This is a genomic window from Pseudomonas sp. URMO17WK12:I6 (assembly GCF_003253625.1).
Lineage (GTDB): Bacteria > Pseudomonadota > Gammaproteobacteria > Pseudomonadales > Pseudomonadaceae > Aquipseudomonas.
In genome coordinates, this window is the sequence record NZ_QKYZ01000005.1 from 244,823 (window position 1) to 262,288 (window position 17,466).

The 17,466-nt window shown below is 58.9% G+C and carries 17 protein-coding genes and 1 tRNA gene; 10 read left to right on the forward strand and 8 right to left on the reverse strand.

The annotated features are described in order from the left end of the window. Window positions 1–155: 155 nt before the first annotated feature. Genes F475_RS11585 through F475_RS11595 form a run of 3 tightly spaced genes read left to right on the forward strand, consistent with a single transcriptional unit; the run spans window position 156 to window position 3,586 of the window. Window positions 156–1,448, forward strand: a complete 1,293-nt coding sequence (locus F475_RS11585; protein ID WP_111453938.1) for a murein hydrolase activator EnvC — start codon at window positions 156–158, stop codon at window positions 1,446–1,448. A 34-nt stretch (window positions 1,449–1,482) separates the two neighbouring features. Next, window positions 1,483–2,802 (forward strand): S41 family peptidase, encoded by a 1,320-nt coding sequence (locus F475_RS11590; RefSeq protein ID WP_086944138.1) that lies wholly within the window; start codon window positions 1,483–1,485, stop codon window positions 2,800–2,802. Window position 2,803: 1 nt separating this feature from the next. Next, window positions 2,804–3,586 (forward strand): divergent polysaccharide deacetylase family protein, encoded by a 783-nt coding sequence (locus F475_RS11595; protein WP_018929209.1) that lies wholly within the window; start codon window positions 2,804–2,806, stop codon window positions 3,584–3,586. 54 nt (window positions 3,587–3,640) lie between these two features. On the opposite strand, the gene F475_RS11600 is transcribed toward F475_RS11595, so the two are convergent. Beyond that, the gene (locus tag F475_RS11600) at window positions 3,641–4,396 is read right to left on the reverse strand and encodes an ABC transporter substrate-binding protein (RefSeq protein WP_018929210.1); all 756 of its coding nucleotides are present in this window, start codon (window positions 4,394–4,396) and stop codon (window positions 3,641–3,643) included. Between the two features lie 214 nt (window positions 4,397–4,610). On the opposite strand from F475_RS11600, the gene F475_RS11605 reads away from it, so the two are divergent. Then, on the forward strand, window positions 4,611–6,140 hold the full coding sequence (locus F475_RS11605) for a serine protease (protein ID WP_111453939.1): 1,530 nt from the start codon (window positions 4,611–4,613) through the stop codon (window positions 6,138–6,140). Between the two features lie 36 nt (window positions 6,141–6,176). Here F475_RS11605 and hisF read toward each other — a convergent pair whose 3' ends face one another. The 6 genes from hisF to F475_RS11635 all read right to left on the reverse strand — a co-directional run bounded on the left by hisF (window position 6,177) and on the right by F475_RS11635 (window position 11,092). Then, complete coding sequence (gene hisF, locus F475_RS11610; RefSeq protein ID WP_018929212.1) at window positions 6,177–6,947, reverse strand: imidazole glycerol phosphate synthase subunit HisF; 771 nt, start codon at window positions 6,945–6,947, stop codon at window positions 6,177–6,179. 9 nt (window positions 6,948–6,956) lie between these two features. Continuing rightward, entirely contained in the window at window positions 6,957–7,694 is a 738-nt protein-coding gene (hisA, locus tag F475_RS11615) for a 1-(5-phosphoribosyl)-5-[(5-phosphoribosylamino)methylideneamino]imidazole-4-carboxamide isomerase (RefSeq protein ID WP_007939449.1), read from the reverse strand. 42 nt (window positions 7,695–7,736) lie between these two features. Next, window positions 7,737–7,994 (reverse strand): DUF2164 domain-containing protein, encoded by a 258-nt coding sequence (locus F475_RS11620; RefSeq protein WP_018929213.1) that lies wholly within the window; start codon window positions 7,992–7,994, stop codon window positions 7,737–7,739. Next, window positions 7,995–8,633 (reverse strand): imidazole glycerol phosphate synthase subunit HisH, encoded by a 639-nt coding sequence (hisH, locus tag F475_RS11625; protein ID WP_018929214.1) that lies wholly within the window; start codon window positions 8,631–8,633, stop codon window positions 7,995–7,997. It lies immediately after the preceding gene. Next, window positions 8,633–9,226 carry an imidazoleglycerol-phosphate dehydratase HisB gene (gene hisB, locus F475_RS11630; RefSeq protein ID WP_007939452.1) on the reverse strand — a complete coding sequence of 198 codons (594 nt, stop codon included), beginning with the start codon at window positions 9,224–9,226 and terminating at the stop codon, window positions 8,633–8,635. Before hisB ends, hisH begins: the two co-directional genes overlap by 1 nt. Window positions 9,227–9,430: 204 nt before the next feature. Further along, window positions 9,431–11,092: an OFA family MFS transporter gene (locus tag F475_RS11635; protein WP_018929215.1), complete on the reverse strand. Its 1,662-nt coding sequence runs from the start codon at window positions 11,090–11,092 to the stop codon at window positions 9,431–9,433. A gap of 264 nt (window positions 11,093–11,356) precedes the next feature. Between F475_RS11635 and F475_RS11640 the strand changes: the two genes are divergently transcribed. The 5 genes from F475_RS11640 (at window position 11,357) to F475_RS11660 (ending at window position 15,585) form a co-directional block, all read left to right on the forward strand. Next, a complete protein-coding gene (locus F475_RS11640) occupies window positions 11,357–11,761 on the forward strand; it encodes an acetyl-CoA sensor PanZ family protein (protein WP_018929216.1) in 405 nt (134 codons plus the stop codon). Between the two features lie 77 nt (window positions 11,762–11,838). Then, entirely contained in the window at window positions 11,839–14,073 is a 2,235-nt protein-coding gene (locus F475_RS11645) for an AsmA family protein (RefSeq protein ID WP_111453940.1), read from the forward strand. Continuing rightward, entirely contained in the window at window positions 14,070–15,137 is a 1,068-nt protein-coding gene (gene mutY, locus F475_RS11650; RefSeq protein WP_111453941.1) for an A/G-specific adenine glycosylase, read from the forward strand. The genes F475_RS11645 and mutY overlap by 4 nt, the downstream gene beginning before the upstream one ends. Continuing rightward, a complete protein-coding gene (locus F475_RS11655; RefSeq protein ID WP_018929219.1) occupies window positions 15,134–15,406 on the forward strand; it encodes an oxidative damage protection protein in 273 nt (90 codons plus the stop codon). Before mutY ends, F475_RS11655 begins: the two co-directional genes overlap by 4 nt. A gap of 103 nt (window positions 15,407–15,509) precedes the next feature. Further along, window positions 15,510–15,585: transfer RNA gene (locus tag F475_RS11660), tRNA-Phe, on the forward strand. An 84-nt stretch (window positions 15,586–15,669) separates the two neighbouring features. On the opposite strand, the gene F475_RS11665 is transcribed toward F475_RS11660, so the two are convergent. Next, the gene (locus tag F475_RS11665) at window positions 15,670–16,119 is read right to left on the reverse strand and encodes a hypothetical protein (protein WP_086944143.1); all 450 of its coding nucleotides are present in this window, start codon (window positions 16,117–16,119) and stop codon (window positions 15,670–15,672) included. 263 nt (window positions 16,120–16,382) lie between these two features. Between F475_RS11665 and F475_RS11670 the strand changes: the two genes are divergently transcribed. Next, complete coding sequence (locus F475_RS11670; RefSeq protein WP_111453942.1) at window positions 16,383–17,438, forward strand: YhcG family protein; 1,056 nt, start codon at window positions 16,383–16,385, stop codon at window positions 17,436–17,438. Window positions 17,439–17,466 lie beyond the last annotated feature (28 nt).

The window sequence follows — 17,466 nt, forward strand, 5'->3', positions numbered from 1 at the left end:
TGTTGAATGTCAGGACGTCATCGCGGGCAAGCCCGCTCCCACATTGGTTTTCAGTGTTTTTCACTCCAGTTATCACACAGTCCCAATTGGGCGTTTTTTTTGCAGCGTGGGGCGGGCATACTAGGCCGTCCCTTTCCCTGGTGTCGCCCGCCTCTATGCTTCGCGTCCTGATAGCCCTCGCTCTGACTTGCCTGCTCCAACCGGCCTTTGCCGACGAGCGCGCGCAAACCCAACAACAGTTGGACGCCACGCGTCAGGACATTGCCGAGCTGAAAAAACTGCTGGGCAAGCTCCAGGAAGAAAAATCCGGGGTGCAGAAGGACCTCAAAGGCACCGAAACCGAGATGGGCAAGCTCGAAAAGCAGGTCGATGCGCTGCAAAAAGAGCTGAAGAAAAGCGAATCCGAGCTCCAGCGACTCGATGCCGAGAAAAAAAAACTCCAGAGCGCGCGCATTGACCAGCAACGACTGATCGCCATCCAGGCCCGCGCGGCCTATCAGAATGGCCGCCAGGAGTACCTGAAACTGCTGCTCAACCAGCAGAACCCGGAAAAATTCGCCCGCACCCTCACCTATTACGACTACCTGAGCCAGGCCCGCCTGGAGCAGCTGAAGAATTTCAACGAAACCCTGCGCCAACTGGCCAATGTCGAAAAAGACATCTCGATGCAGCAAGCGCAATTGCTGGTGCAGAAAAGCAGCCTCGACAGCCAGCGCGACGAACTCGACAAGGTCCGCAAGGAGCGCCAGCAAGTCCTGGCCAAGCTCAACGACGACGTGAAGGCTCGAGACCAGAAACTGGCCGCCCGCGAGCAGGATCAGGCAGACCTGTCTAAAGTCCTTAAAACCATTGAAGAAACCTTGGCCCGTCAGGCCCGTGAGGCAGAAGAAGCGCGGCAAAAAGCGCTGATCGCCCAGCAGGAAGCCGAAAAAAAGCGGTTACGTGAGGCTCAGGCAGCAGCAGACGCCACCGATGCCCCACGCAAACCCGTCAAATCGACGCCCGGCGCCCTGGTTTCAAGTTCAGGCGAGACCTTTGGCGGCCCCTTTGCTTCCACCCGCGGCAAACTTCCATGGCCGGTTGATGGTCGACTGCTGGCGCGCTTCGGTGAAACCCGTGGCGACGATGCCCGAACCAAATGGGACGGCGTGATGATCAGCGCCTCCGCCGGCAGCCAGGTGCATGCCGTGCACGGCGGTCGCGTGGTGTTTGCCGACTGGCTGCGCGGCGCCGGGCTGCTGGTGATTCTCGACCACGGCAACGGTTTTTTGAGTCTTTACGGTCACAACCAGACGCTGCTCAAGTCTGCGGGTGACGTGGTAAAAGCCGGTGAATCCATCTCCACTGTCGGTAACAGTGGCGGGCAGGACACACCAGCACTGTATTTCGCTATTCGTCAGCAGGGTCACCCGAGTGACCCGGCGCAATGGTGCCGCGCGCAAGGATAGGCGTTGAGTCACCTACATTAGGAGTTCGTTCGACATGCTGCATTTGTCCCGCCTTACCTCGCTGGCCCTGACGATCGCCCTGGTGATCGGCGCGCCTCTGGCGTTTGCCGCTCAACCGGCCCCGGCGGTCGCGCCTGCCGGCACTGCTGCGACCACCAAGGCGCCATTGCCGCTGGACGAGTTGCGCACCTTTGCCGAAGTCATGGACCGGATCAAGGCAGCCTATGTAGAACCGGTAGACGACAAGACCCTGCTGGAAAACGCCATCAAAGGCATGCTCAGCAACCTCGACCCGCACTCCGCCTACCTGGGCCCGGAAGACTTCGCTGAATTGCAGGAAAGCACCAGCGGCGAATTCGGCGGCCTGGGCATCGAAGTCGGCGCGGAAGACGGTTTCATCAAAGTGGTTTCGCCTATCGATGACACCCCGGCCTCCAAGGCTGGCATCCAGGCCGGCGACTTCATCGTCAAGATCAACGGCCAGCCGACTCGCGGCCAAAGCATGACCGAAGCCGTGGACAAGATGCGCGGCAAGATCGGCCAGAAGATCACCCTGACCCTGGTCCGCGACGGCGGCACTCCGTTCGACGTGACCCTGGTCCGCGCCACCATCCAGGTGAAAAGCGTCAAGAGCCAGCTGCTGGAATCCGGCTACGGCTACATCCGCATCACCCAGTTCCAGGTCAAGACCGGCGAAGAGGTCTCCAAGGCCTTGGCCAAGCTGCGCAAGGACAACGGCAAGAAACTCAGCGGCATCGTCCTCGACCTGCGTAACAACCCGGGCGGCGTGCTGCAATCGGCGGTGGAAGTGGTCGACCACTTCATCACCAAGGGCCTGATCGTCTACACCAAGGGCCGCATCGCCAACTCTGAACTGCGCTTCTCCGCCACCGGCAAGGACGAAAGCGAAGCCGTGCCAATGGTCGTGCTGATCAACGGCGGCAGCGCCTCGGCCTCGGAAATTGTCGCCGGCGCCCTGCAGGATCAGAAACGTGCGGTGGTCATGGGCACCACCAGTTTCGGCAAAGGCTCGGTCCAGACCGTGTTGCCGCTGAACAACGATCGCGCACTGAAAATCACCACGGCGCTGTATTACACGCCGAACGGCCGCTCGATTCAGGCTCAGGGCATCGTCCCGGACATCGAAGTGCGCAAGGCCAAGATCACCAACGAGCAGGACGGCGATTACTTCAAGGAAGCCGATCTGCAAGGTCACTTGGGCAATGGCAACGGCGGCGCCGACAAACCGAGCGGTTCGGGCGGCAAAGCCAAGGCCATGCCGCAGGATGACGATTACCAGTTGGCCCAGGCCCTGAGCCTGCTCAAAGGGCTGAGCATCACCCGCGGCCACTGAGATGCGCCTGCGGTTACTACTCGGTCTGCTGTGCAGTCTGGCGGGAGTTGCTCACGCAGCACCTGCCACGACAGCGACCACACCTCACAAGGCTTATCTGAGCCTGATCATCGATGACCTGGGGCAGAACCTGCCCCGGGATCGCCGCGTGCTGGCCCTGCCAGGCCCGGTCACCACGGCAATCATGCCCGATACACCCCACGCCACCGAATTCGCCCGCGAAGCCCATCGCGCCGGCAAGACTGTCATTCTGCATATGCCCATGGACCCGGCCACCGGACCATTCGCCTGGCATCCCGAGTTGCCCATCGAAGAACTTGAAAAGCGCCTGAACGCCGCGTTCAACATGGTGCCCTATACCGCCGGCATCAATAACCACATGGGTAGCCGCATGACCGCTCAGCAACCGGCCATGGCCTGGCTGATGGCGGACTTGCAGCGTCGGCACAAATTCTTCGTCGACAGCCGCACCAGTGCGCAAACCGTGGCCGCCGCCGAGGCGCAGAAGATTGGCTTGGCAAGTGTTTCGCGGGACGTGTTTCTGGATGACGAGCCCACCGAAACGGCGATCTTCACGCAGCTACAGACGGCGATCAGCCTGGCGCGCAAGCAGGGTTCGGCGGTGATGATCGGGCATCCGTATCCGCAGACTCTGGCGGTGCTGGAACGTGAGTTGCCCAAGCTCAAGGCACAGGGAATCGACTGGATCGACATCAAATTGATGATCAGCGTGCGCGGCAATCGTGCGACGGCTGCTCATGGCAAGGATGGCGTCTACCGCTGACTTGCCGCACCTCCCACAGTGTTTTGCGTAAGCTACGAGGTTCGGTGTTGGGATTTAGAGATACCGAGCCATGATGTCGTCCACCACACCTTCCTTGCGCAACTGATCCAGCGCGGCTTGCAGCTTGGCGACAGTCTCATCCGGCACGTCCTTGTTCAGCGCCAGGTACAGCTCGGCGCTGTTGAAGCGCAGTACGGTCTTGAGCCCGGTTACCCCGTCCAGCCGCGCCAGGTAACGTCCCGCCGGATCACCCGTAGCCCACAGATCGATCTGACCGTTAGCCAGCTTCTTCGCATTGTCCTGGTCGCGCAGCACCACAATCGGCTTCAGCCCTTGCTTGGCCAAAGTCTCGGCAATCGCATCGCCTTTGTAGGCACCAATTGTGTACTTACGCGCCTCATCCAGCGATTCCAGGGTGATCTTGCTATCAGCCTTGGCCAGCATGATCCAGTCGTCCGGGCCTATAGGGCCGACCCACTTGAAGAGATTCTCGCGGTCCGGCAGCCGCGCCATTACGAACACGCCATAACCGGGCTTTTCCAGAGCGAGTTTGTAGATTCGCTCCCAAGGGAAACGCAGCGTCAGGCTGTAGGGGATGTCCGCGCGCTTGAACATCTCGCGGACGATGTCCACGGCGATGCCATTGATGTTCTCGTCCTGGGCGAAGTTCTTGCCGTTCTTCGCCATGTTGTACGGGGGGAAGTTTTCCGTCAGCAATACCAGGCCGGTGTCGGGACCTTCTTCGGCGCGAGCCCCGTTGATGAGCAACAGAGAAGCGCTGGCGAGGACAAGAAGAAGACGTTTAAGCATGTCGGGCTACCGAAATCCATGGCGTGCCCAAGAGTGCCTTGAGCCCGCCATGCTGTCTACTGGCCTTTTGATAACGGCCTTATCTGCATCATTAAAATAATGGGTATCACAGTCACTGTGGTAGATAGTTACCACCCTCCATCCAGCCTCACCTGATTAATTGCAAATACCCGGCCACAGGCCGTTTCTTCAATTAATCCAGAGGCACCCTTCAATGAATTCGATCCCCATACTTCTTGCCAGTGCATTGTGCTCACTGTGTACACCCAGTTTTGCGAACAACAGCGATTATGGCGAAGGCCTGCAGAACCTGCCCCCTTCCAAAACCCTTGAAAATACCGACGGCTCCCGCGACCACTGGCAAGGTATCGGGCGCCTGGAGATCAATGACGGGAGCTGTACCGCGGCCCTTCTGGATACACGCGATGAAATAGAGTTGCCGGAAACGCCCGCTTACGTACTTACTGCGGGACACTGCATTGAATTGACCAATGGCAACATCGTGACCGACAGCCCGGTCAGCGGCACCATCACATTCAATTATTTCACCGACACCTCCAAGTTCAAGGCCTATCCGCTGAAGACGACGATATGGCGGAGCATGCAAGGCGTTGATATGGCCATAGTTGAATTGGATGTCAGCCTTCAAAAGCTCATTGCGGATGGCATACAACCGTTGAAACTGGCGAGTGAGACACCAACGAATGGCACCGATGTCCTGATCGTGGGGGCGCCAACAGGTTTCGACCAAATCACATTGCGCATGGCGGCTTGTACTTTGCAGCCCACCCAGGACCTTGTTGAAGGTCCATGGGTGTGGCGGAACACCTTTATGACTCGCTGCAAGGACATTCGAGGCGGCAGCTCCGGAAGCCCCGTGATGGATCGCTATTCAAACGAGATCGTAGGGGTAGTGGGAACAGGAAATTTCGAGGTTGATGTTGTCCCATGCCGCGATCATGCGCCCTGCACGCGCGTTGGAAATGACTATGTGGCGGTACACGAAAATGTGTATGGCAACCCCACGGCGCTTCTCAACGGGTGTTTCTCACAAGGCCGTATCGCTCCAAATCCGCCATCGTCCTGCCAACTCTACCCGGCGTTTACCGTTGACGATGGCGCAGCCGAGCTGGACAGATACAAGAGAGTTAAACAGCTCAATAATGGTTCCATAATCATCCCGACCTGGAACTATCGATTTTCGATCAATACTCCCTTCTACCGTCATAAAACCGTTTCCTCCGCAATGAAATGCGAGGAAACCGAAAATTACAGCGATCCAATAAGCTCAACAGATGCACAAATCAATTCTGAGATAGGTACGAAACCTGGATTCTATTTTCTATGCATTTTAGGTCTGGAATCAGCTGAACAGCACGCCTCAAGAGGCCTCTTGAAAAACGCGTTGTCTTTACCCGTAGAGATATTGGATAACACACCAACCGCGCAGGCCAACTTGTCCTTTGAAAGCAACGTGTTTGTAACACTGGCGAAAGCAGAAGAGCCGTATCGGACCTACTCCATCAAGTTTGGTCCTGTAGAAACAACGGACTGTCATCAACCCGAAAAATACATTGAAGACATGACAATGGACTTCTTTATTCCGAGCGAGAAACTTCCGGGAAAGCTTTGCGTCATTGCCTACGACAAATCGGGACAGGCGTCCGAACCGAGGATCGACTTACTGAGCCCGGTAACTGGGACTCATAAGGCTGCGTCATCCAACGCTCAAGTTGCCCCATAACATCGGCCCGGAGCGTTTTCTCCGGGCCGCGGGCCTTCATCGCATCACGATTCCGCGATGGGCCATGTAGGCCTTGGCTTCCTGAACGGTGTATTCGCCGAAGTGGAAAATACTCGCCGCCAATACCGCACTGGCGTGGCCTTCGAGAATACCGTCGGCCAAATGCTGCAGGTTGCCGACGCCACCTGAGGCGATCACCGGAATCCCCAGCGCATCGCTGATAGCGCGGGTGACGCCCAGGTCGAAACCGTTTTTCATGCCGTCCTGGTCCATGCTGGTCAGCAGGATTTCGCCGGCACCGAGGCCTTCCATTTTCTTCGCCCACTCAACGGCGTCGAGGCCGGTTGGCTTGCGACCACCGTGGGTGAAGATTTCCCAGCGCGGGGGTTCGCCCGGGCCGGAAACTTTCTTGGCGTCGATCGCGACGACAATGCACTGCGAGCCGAAATGCTGCGCCGCTTCGCCGACGAATTCCGGGTTGAACACTGCAGCGGTGTTGATCGAGACCTTGTCCGCACCGGCGTTCAGCAGATTGCGAATGTCCTGCACGGTACGCACGCCGCCGCCCACGGTCAGCGGGATGAACACCTGGCTGGCCATGCGCTCGACGGTGTGCAGCGTGGTGTCGCGGCCGTCGACGCTGGCAGTGATGTCGAGAAAAGTAATCTCGTCGGCACCCTGCTCGTCGTAGCGACGGGCGATTTCCACCGGGTCGCCGGCGTCGCGAATGTTCTCGAACTTGACGCCCTTGACCACCCGGCCGTTATCCACGTCCAGGCAAGGGATGATGCGTTTGGCCAGCGCCATGGTGAGTCCTCAGCCTTTGTACGAATCGCAGAAAGCTTGCGCTTCAGCGACATCGAGGGTGCCTTCGTAGATCGCCCGGCCGGTGATGGCGCCGATGATGCCTGGTGCCTTGGCGTCGAGCAGCGACTTGATGTCACCCAGATTGTGGATACCGCCGGATGCAATGACCGGGATCTTCGTCGCCGCAGCCAGAGCAGCGGTGTAAGAGACGTTGCAGCCCTGCATCATGCCGTCTTTGGCGATGTCGGTATAAACGATCGCGGACACGCCGTCGGCTTCGAATTGCCTGGCCAGGTCGATGACCTGCACGGTGCTGATTTCAGCCCAGCCGTCGGTGGCGACAAAACCGTCTTTGGCATCGAGGCCGACAATCACCTTGCCCGGGAACGCGCGGCAGGCTTCGGCGACGAAGGCCGGATCTTTCACGGCCTTGGTGCCGATGATCACGTAGCTCACACCCGCTTTCACGTAGTGTTCGATGGTTTCCAGGGAACGGATACCGCCGCCGATCTGAATCGGCAGGTTCGGGTAGCGCTTGGCGATGGCGGTGACCACTTCGCCGTTGACCGGCTGGCCTTCGAACGCACCGTTCAGGTCGACCAGATGCAGACGACGGCAACCGCCCTCCACCCACTTGGCAGCCATGCTCACCGGGTCATCGGAGAACACTGTGGAATCTTCCATGCGGCCCTGGCGCAGACGAACACAGGCACCGTCTTTGAGATCGATAGCGGGAATAATCAGCATCTGGCAAACCTTCAAATTCGAGTGTTCAGCTTCGCTCGGAAATCAGTTTTTCTCGAGCGCCCACAGGTCGCTTTCGATGCTTTCGAACCTCTCTTTGAGGTGCGTCTGCACATCGAAAATCGCCCTGTTGTAATAGTGCGGAGCAATTTCGCGGGTAAACAGCTCAAGGATTTCAGCCGCTTCGAACGAACCCAGGTCCAGTTCGAAGCGGTCCTCCATGAAGCGCTTGATCTTGTGATTGGCCTCGCTCTCCTGCTCGGGAGTGAGGGTCAGGATCGGCGGCTTCTTCTTGGCAGCCATTTACCAGCGGCCATCCCACGCGGCGAAGTTCTGCAGCAATTGCAGGCCATGGGTGTGGCTCTTCTCCGGGTGGAACTGCACGGCGAAACGCGAGCCATCGGCCAGCGCGGCGGCGAAATCGACCCCGTAATGACCGCTACCGACCACCTGCCGCGCATTGCCGGCAGCGATGTAGTAGCTGTGCACGAAGTAGAAGCGCGCCAGGTCCGGAATGTTGTGCCAGAGCGGGTGAATCACCGTCTGCTTCACTTCGTTCCAGCCCATGTGCGGCACTTTCAAATGTTCGCCGTCTTCGTGCAGATCCTTGCCGAAGAACTTCACCTGGCCTGGAAACAGACCGATGCAGTCGACGCCATCGTTCTCTTCGCTGCTGTCGAGCAAGGCTTGCATGCCCACGCAAATGCCAAGGAACGGACGGTCCTGGCTGACTTCACGCACCAGCGAATCGAAGCCCAGGCGACGGATCTCCGCCATGCAATCGCGAATCGCGCCGACGCCGGGGAATACCACCCGGTCGGCTTCGCGAATCACGTCGGCATCGCTGGTGATCAAGACCTTGCCGGCGCCGACATGCTCGAGGGCCTTGGCCACCGAGTGCAGGTTGCCCATGCCGTAATCGATAACCGCAACCGTCTGCATTACAGAACGCCTTTGGTCGAAGGCATTTGCCCGGCCATGCGGTCATCCAGCTCCACGGCCATGCGCAGCGCGCGGCCGAAAGCCTTGAACACGGTCTCGATCTGGTGGTGGGTGTTGTGCCCACGCAGATTGTCGATGTGCAGGGTGACGTTGGCGTGGTTGACAAAGCCCTGGAAAAACTCCTGGAACAGGTCAACGTCGAAGCCGCCGACAGTAGCGCGGGTATACGGAACATGCATCTGCAGGCCAGGACGGCCGGAGAAGTCGATCACCACACGCGACAACGCTTCATCGAGCGGCACGTAGGCGTGGCCGTAGCGACGGATGCCTTTCTTGTCGCCGATGGCTTTGGTGAAGGCCTGACCCAGGGTGATACCGACGTCTTCCACTGTGTGGTGGTCGTCGATATGCAGGTCGCCCTTGCTGACAATATCCAGGTCGATCAGCCCATGACGGGCGATCTGGTCCAGCATGTGCTCAAGAAAAGGCACACCGATATCAAATCGGGCCTTTCCGGTGCCATCCAGGTTGATCGAGGCTTTGATCTGGGTTTCCAGAGTGTCGCGCTCGACAGACGCCATACGTTCGGCCATCACCAGCTCCGCAAAAAATCATTGGGGCGAAAAAGGCAGCCATTATAGGGTCGCGGGCGCTAAACAGAAACACGGGAGGTGATATCACTGACGGAGTGAACCCCGTGCTGTCGGGGATAGACATGTCCGTACAAGCATCTCAGGACCACTGATCGCTCACACGCAAAGCGTGTGAGCGATCAGCTACAGGGGTGATGCGTCTACTTAGTGGAAGAGGACAGCCGTTTTCTGCAGCGTCACCCAAACACCCCACGCCAACGGAATCCCTACCACCAGCCACGCAGCCACCGCCAATGGTTTGGTGCCCGCATCCGCTTTCCACTCCAGCACGGTGCTGGCGTCAGCACCCTTGTCGTGGCCCAGCGCCTGTTCGGCGGCCAGTTCGGCGTCGGTCATGAAGTACTTGTCCGCCACCGGACGCACCAGCAGGTTGCAGATGAAACCCAGCACCAGCAGGCCAGCGAGGATGTACAGAGTGATGTCGTATGCCGCGGCACGTTCGACGCCGATGCTCAGCTGATATTCACGCAGGTAGTTCACCAACACCGGACCCAACACGCCTGCCGCCGCCCAGGCTGTCAGCAGACGACCGTGGATCGCGCCGACCATTTGCGTACCGAACAGGTCCGCCAGATAGGCAGGAACAGTCGCAAAACCACCGCCGTACATCGACAGGATGATGCAGAACGCCGCCACGAACAGCGCAACGCTGCCCAAGTGACCGAGGTTCGGGATCAGCGCGTACAGGGCGAAACCCAGGGCGAAGAACACAAAATAGGTGTTTTTGCGACCCAGGTAGTCCGAGAACGAAGCCCAGAAAAACCGGCCACCGATGTTGAACAGGCTCAACAGACCGGTGAAACCGGCAGCAATGGCGGCGATCGAGGCCAGTTGCGAAGCGTCCAGTTGACCGAACGTCAGGTCGTTGCCAAGCAATTTACCGGCGAACACTTCCTGCAACAGCGGCGAAGCCATGCCGAGGATGCCGATACCCGCCGACACGTTCAGGCACAGCACCAGCCATACCAGACGGAATTGCGGGGTTTTCCACGCCACATTCACATGCACATGACGGTGCGTGATCATCGCGTTCGAAGCTTTTTTCGCCGGAGCCGTCCAGCCTTCAGGCTTCCAGCCTGTTGGTGGAACGCGGTAGGACAGTGCGCCACCGATCATGAACACGAAGTAGATCGCGGCCATCACCAGGAAGCTCTGCCATACACCGACGCTGGTTGGCGAAGCAAAGTGGCCCATCAGGGCCGCAGCCAGTGGAGCGCCGACCATCGCGCCACCACCAAAACCCATGATCGCCATGCCGGTCGCCATGCCACGCTTGTCCGGGAACCACTTGATCAGGGTCGAGACCGGTGAGATGTAGCCCAGGCCCAGGCCGATACCGCCAATGACCCCGGAGCCGATCCACATCAGCCAAATCTGGTGGGTATAGACCCCCAGCGCCGAAATCAGCAGACCGCCACACCAGCACAGTGCCGATACAACGCCCGCCTTGCGAGGACCGGCGTGTTCGAGCCAGCCGCCCCAGATCGCTGCCGAGCAACCCAGGAAGATGAAGAACAGGGTGTAGATCCAGCCAAGCATCGAGATCGGCCAGTCGCATTGCGACGAAAAGACCTGAGCGATGAAGCTCATGTCCGGCGCGCAAGCCACGGCTTTGGTGACGCCCAGGGCCTTGGACAGTGGCAGCCAGAACACCGAAAAGCCGTAGGCCATGCCGATGCAGAGGTGGATGGCCAGAGCGGCCGGTGGTACAAGCCAACGGTTAAAACCGGGCTTGGCGATGATGCGTTCCTTGGACAGGAACGCGGGCCGGTCGGCAAAGCCGTCCGCCGTAATGCTCGTAGTCATGGTGTTTCCCCCAATTATTAGTAGGGTTCGCCAGCCGCTCCTCACCCCCAGCCTTTATGCACGCAGACATGACTGTTTTTAGGTGAAGCTTCATTTTGGTGCGACATCACGTCGCAGAAGGACGGACGAACGGGCAGAGGTTACCATTTGCACGTGACAGAAAAACCAAACTGATATCACGTTTTGTATGTCATCCGATCTCGTACCACTGGATGAACATTGTTTTCACGGGGAATGGCTCCGTTTAACTTCACAGGAATTTCCATGCCGATCATTGTCGAGCTGCTGAACCAGGTCACTTATCAGGATCAGCAAGATCTGCAGAAGATCTACCGCGATGCCCCGAGCTGGCTGTTTGCGCCGTTTACAGGGGATGCTGAGCTGATCGAAAGCTGCTTGCGGGACGGCTCGCTGGTCGCCGGACGCTTCAACGATCGGTTGCTGGGCGCAGCACGTCTGCAACGGCACCATGACACCTGGCATTTGTCCCATTTATGCGTACGAAAAATCACCCGCCGCCGTGGTGTTGCCGAGCGCCTGGTAAGCGAAGCGCAGAAAATGGCGGTGCAATCGGGCGCGACATTGCACCTGCTGGCGCCCGCCGGGCACCTAGAAGCCCAGGCGCTGGCGGCTAAGCTGAAAGTACCGCTGGATGTGCTCCCGACATGATCGCTGACCGGGTGGCCACTTCGGGGCGCTATACTCCCCGGCTAAATTTCGAATTCGACTAATACAAGGACTCGCCCATGAAAGCGTTCGGCAAAATCCTGGGTCTGGTACTTCTCGGGCTGTTGCTGATCATTGTGGCGCTGGGCTTTGCCCTGACCCACCTCTTCGATCCCAACGACTATAAAGACGAGATTCGCCAGATTGCCCGCGACAAGGCCCACATCGAGCTGACGCTCAATGGCGATATCGGCTGGAGCCTGTTCCCCTGGCTGGGCCTGGAATTACACGAAGCCAGTGTGGCGACCCTGGCCAAGCCCACCGAGCCGTTTGCCGACCTGCAGATGCTCGGTCTGTCGGTCCGCGTGATTCCGCTGCTGCGCCGCGAAGTGCAGATGAGCGATGTGCGCGTCGAAGGCCTGAACCTGCGCCTGAACCGTGACAAGGACGGCCATGGCAACTGGGAAGACATCGGCAAGGTGCCGGCACCTGCGGCTGCGACGACCTCGACCACAACGCCCGCCACCACCGGCGAACCCGCACCAACGACCACCGCCCAGGCCGAAAAACCGGCTCAGCCGGTCCGCCTGGACATCGACAGCCTGACCGTCAACAACGCCCGCGTTGAGTACAGCGACGAAAAAACCGGCAAGCAGTTCAGCGCCGAAAGCATCCAGCTGAGTACTGGCCCGGTCCATGACTCGACCAACATCCCGGTCAAACTCACGGCGTTCCTGGGCACCAACCAACCAGTTCTGCGGGTGCGGACCGAGCTGGCTGGCGAGCTGCGCTTCGAGCGAGCGCTGCAACGCTACAAGTTCGAAGACATGAAACTCTCCGGCGAAGTCGCTGGCGATCCGCTGCAAGGCAAGACCATGACCTTCGCCGCTCAAGGTCAGTTGCTGCTGGACAAAGCCGCCAACGTCGCCGAATGGACTGGCATCAAGATCTCCGCCAACCAGTTGCGCGCCTTGGGTGAACTGAAAGCCAACGACCTCGACAAGACCCCGCAAATCAGCGGCGGCCTGTCGATTGCCCAATTCGACCTGGCGAAATTCGTCGACAGCATCGGCCAGAAACTCCCGGCAATGGCCGAAGGTAGCCTGAGCAAAGTTGAACTGGTCAGCCAGGTTGCCGGCACGCCAACCAGCCTGTCGCTCGATAACATCAACTTGAAACTTGACGACAGCAACTTCAGCGGCCGCATCGCCATCGAAGACTTCGCCAAGCAATCGCTGCGGGCAACCCTCAAGGCTGACACCTTCAACGTCGACCGTTACCTGCCGCCGAAATCCGCCGAAGCCAACAGCGCAACTCAGGTACGCAAGGCCGAAGTGGCCAGCACCGAAGCCGATGCCCTGGCCGGCCCTGGCAGCACACCGCTGCCGCCATCACCGACCAAAGGCCCGTGGAGCAGCGACCGCTTGTTCCCGGTGGAGCGCCTGAGCAAACTCGACGTGGACGCCGACCTGACCTTCGGCCAACTGACCCTCGACAAACTGCCGATCCAGAACGCGGTGCTCAAGGCCAATGGCCAGGGCGGCCTGCTGACCCTGGAGAACCTGCGCGGCGATCTGTACGACGGTAACTTCGAAGCCAAGGGCACCCTGGATGTGCGCCAGCAAGTGCCAGCGCTGAACATACAGACGCGCATCAACAACGTGCCGGTGGAGAAAATCCTCGAGGGCCAGGGGAAAAATCCACCGGTCAAAGGCCAGGTCACGCTCAACAGCATCCTGACCGGCAGTGGCAATAGCGAGAGCGCGCTGATCGACAGTCTCAACGGCAACGCCAGCTTCGTCATCAACAACGGCATGCTGCTCAATGCCAACCTTGAGCAACAACTGTGCAAAGGCATCGCCACCCTGAATCGCAAAACCCTCAGTGGCGAACCACGGGGCAAGGACACGCCCTTCGAGGAGCTCAAGGGCAACCTGACTTTGCGCAACGGCGTGGCCAATAACCCGGACCTGAAAGTGCGCGTCCCAGGCATGACCGTGAACGGTAACGGCGACATCGACCTGCGGGTGCTGGGCATGGATTACCGCCTGGGCATCATCGTCGAAGGCGACAAGAGCGACATGCCGGACCCGGCCTGTCAGGTCGGCGAGAAATTCGTCGGCATCGAATGGCCGCTGCGCTGCCGTGGCCCGCTGGAGCTGGGCGCCAAGGCTTGCCGCCTCGACAGCGAACGCATGAGCCAGGTCGCCAGCAAACTGGCCGGCGAGCGCATCAGCGAAAAAATCGACGAGAAGCTTGGCGATAAAGTCAGCCCGGAACTGAAAAACGCGCTCAAGGGGCTGTTCAAGCGATGAGAGCCGAGCAGTTTTCAACGGCCGTGCTGGATTGGTACGACCGCCATGGCCGCCACGATTTGCCTTGGCAACAGGGCATCACCCCTTATCGGGTGTGGGTCTCGGAAATCATGTTGCAGCAGACCCAGGTCAGCACGGTGCTGAACTACTTCGACCGGTTCATGGCCTCGCTGCCAACCGTCGAAGCCTTGGCCGCAGCACCGGAAGACGAAGTACTGCACCTGTGGACCGGCCTCGGTTACTACACTCGCGCGCGCAACCTGCAAAAGACCGCGAAGATTGTGGTCGCCGAATATGGCGGCGAGTTTCCACGTGATGTGGAAAAACTCACCGAGCTGCCGGGTATCGGCCTGTCCACCGCCGGGGCGATTGCCAGCCTGAGCATGGGTATCCGCGCGCCGATCCTCGACGGCAACGTCAAACGGGTCCTGGCGCGCTTTACTGCGCAAGAGGGTTATCCGGGCGAGCCGAAGGTCGCCAAACAGCTGTGGGCGAACGCTGAGCGCTTCACGCCACATGATCGGGTCAACGCCTACACCCAGGCGATGATGGATCTGGGCGCCACGCTCTGCACCCGCAGCAAGCCGAGCTGCCTGCTCTGCCCACTGAAAAAGGGCTGCGAAGCACACATGCTCGGCCTGGAAACCCGCTACCCGATCCCCAAGCCACGCAAAGCGGTGCCACAGAAGCGCACGCTGATGCCGATGCTCGCCAACGGCGACGGCGCGATTCTGCTTTACCGACGCCCTTCCACGGGCCTGTGGGGCGGTCTCTGGAGCCTGCCGGAACTCGATGACCTCGACGACCTGCAACATCTGGCTTCGCAGCACTCGCTGGAACTGGGCAGCCAGCAGGCACTGCCGAGCCTGGTGCACACCTTCAGCCACTTTCAATTATCCATCGAACCCTGGCTGGTGCAGGTCCAGGAGGCCGGCCATCACGTGGCCGAGGCCGACTGGCTCTGGTATAACCTCGCCACCCCGCCGCGCCTGGGCCTTGCCGCCCCGGTCAAAACCTTGCTCGAGCGCGCGGCCGCCGTATTGAACGCAGGAGAGTCGTCATGACCCGCACCATCATGTGCCGCAAGTACAAAGAAGAACTGCCCGCCCTGGAGCGCGCTCCATTCCCGGGTGCAAAAGGTCAGGACATTTTTGACCACGTCTCGGCCAAGGCCTGGGCCGACTGGCAGAAACACCAGACCCTGCTGATCAACGAAAAACGCCTGAACATGATGAACGCCGAAGACCGCAAATACCTTCAGGGTGAGATGGACAAATACTTTTCCGGCGAGGAATACGCCAAGGCTGAAGGCTACGTTCCACCTGCTCAATAATTGATCAAAATCCGGGGTCGGCACGTAAGCGACGGTAATAATTAAATATTTTTTGAAAACTTGCTTGACGACCCCCTGAAAAACCCGTTTAATGCGCCCCGTTGCCCAGATAGCTCAGTCGGTAGAGCAGGGGATTGAAAATCCCCGTGTCGGCGGTTCGATTCCGTCTCTGGGCACCAAATACCGAAAACCCTGAATCGCAAGATTCAGGGTTTTTTTATGCCTGCGATTTAATCGGACATCACGCAAGCCACCTCTCCTGACTAGTTTTGACCGCCCCAGTGGAAAACCAGATTGCGAGCGGCACCACTGCCCACATCCGCCGTATCACGCCGCACCTCACCTTTATGCGTGGCGATAACGGTGTACTTGCCGGCAGGCAGCTGAACGTAAACCAACGGTCCAGCCTCACTCAGTGTCAGCACGGTCTGCCCTGCGGCTTTCTGAATAACCAGATCCACATCGGGAACGTATTCGTCCTGAGGCCCGGTGGAGAATGTCATGTGCAGGTTGTAGCCCTTGGTTTGCTGAATGGCTTTAGCCTCGTCCTCTCCAATCCCCCCGGACAGGTAGGTAATCCCGTTTTGTTGTTGCTGCTGGACTTGCACGGCCGAGCTGTCAATTGGCTCAAGGCTGGCGGCGTTAAGCGCGACTGGCAACAGCAGTACGCCGACAGCGGCGATGGGCAGCATGAATGAATGGACGTACTTCATGATGGCGACTCCCGGGTTACGTAGAACCCACTCGTTACTCTTTTTAGATTTATCGCCGAATACTCAAGTTTTAGATCGATTCGGAATTGAGCTCACTGCGAATCGGACTACACGATCTGCTCCTCAAGTACGAGCTGTAGTCGGTGGTGTCCTGCAAGACGAATCCGGTATTTCCTTCCGATTTACCAGCAGCGCCCGGCATCGTCGACTATCGCTCTCCTGCCATCCTCTTGCGCCTGTTCCCTCCAGCTGCGGAAGATGTCATGAGCCACCTCAAACCCGATAACACTCAAGATCCACAAATGGTTTCACTGCTCGGCAGTCTGGGCGAGCTGATCCGTGACGCGCGCCAAAAGGTGCTGCGAGCGGTCGATACCGTTCAGGTGCAGACCTGCTGGCAGATCGGCCGGCATATCGTGGAGTTCGAGCAGGAGGGGGCTCGGAGGGCGGCTTATGGCAAGCAGCTGCTGTCGACACTGGCCAAAGTCCTGACTTCCGAGTTTGGAAAAGGTTTTGATGAACGCAACCTGCGATACATGCGGGATTTTTATCAGACCTTTCCAATCTGGAACGCAGTGCGTTCCGAATTGAGCTGGACCCACTACCGCAGGCTGCTGCGAGTCGACAACGACAACGCTCGCCACTGGTACATGAACGAATCAGCACTCCAGAACTGGTCAAGTCGCGCCCTCGAGCGCCAGATCAACACCCTCTACTACGAGCGCCTGCTGGCGAGTCGCGACCAGTCTCCCGTCAAACAGGAAGCCGCCATCAACATCCAGCAAATGAACGCCAGCCCTCGGGATTTCATCCGGGATCCGGTGCTGCTCGAGTTTCTCGGCCTGCCCAATGCAGGCCGGGTTCAGGAAAGCGATCTTGAGCAAGCACTGATCGATCAACTCCAGGGTTTTCTGCTCGAACTGGGCAAAGGCTTCGCCTTCATCGCTCGCCAGCAACGTATCAGTACCGACAGCAGAGACTTCTACATCGACCTGGTGTTCTACAACTACCTGCTCAAGTGCTTCGTCATCTTCGACCTCAAGCGCGGCGTACTGACTCACCAGGATGTCGGCCAGATGGACATGTATGTACGCATGTACGACGACCTCAAGCGCGGACCGGAGGATGGCCCCACCGTCGGCCTCATTCTCTGCGCGCAAAAAGATGAATCGGTGGTGCGCTATTCAGTGCTGCAAGGCAACGAACAACTGTTCGCAAGTACCTACAGACTGGTGCTGCCGAGTGAGGAGGAACTTCGCACAGAACTGGATCGGGAATGGGCGGTGCTTGAGGAGCGGTTACTCAAGCGCCCCCGATAAGCGCGGGCAGATTGTTCATAAACGGTGT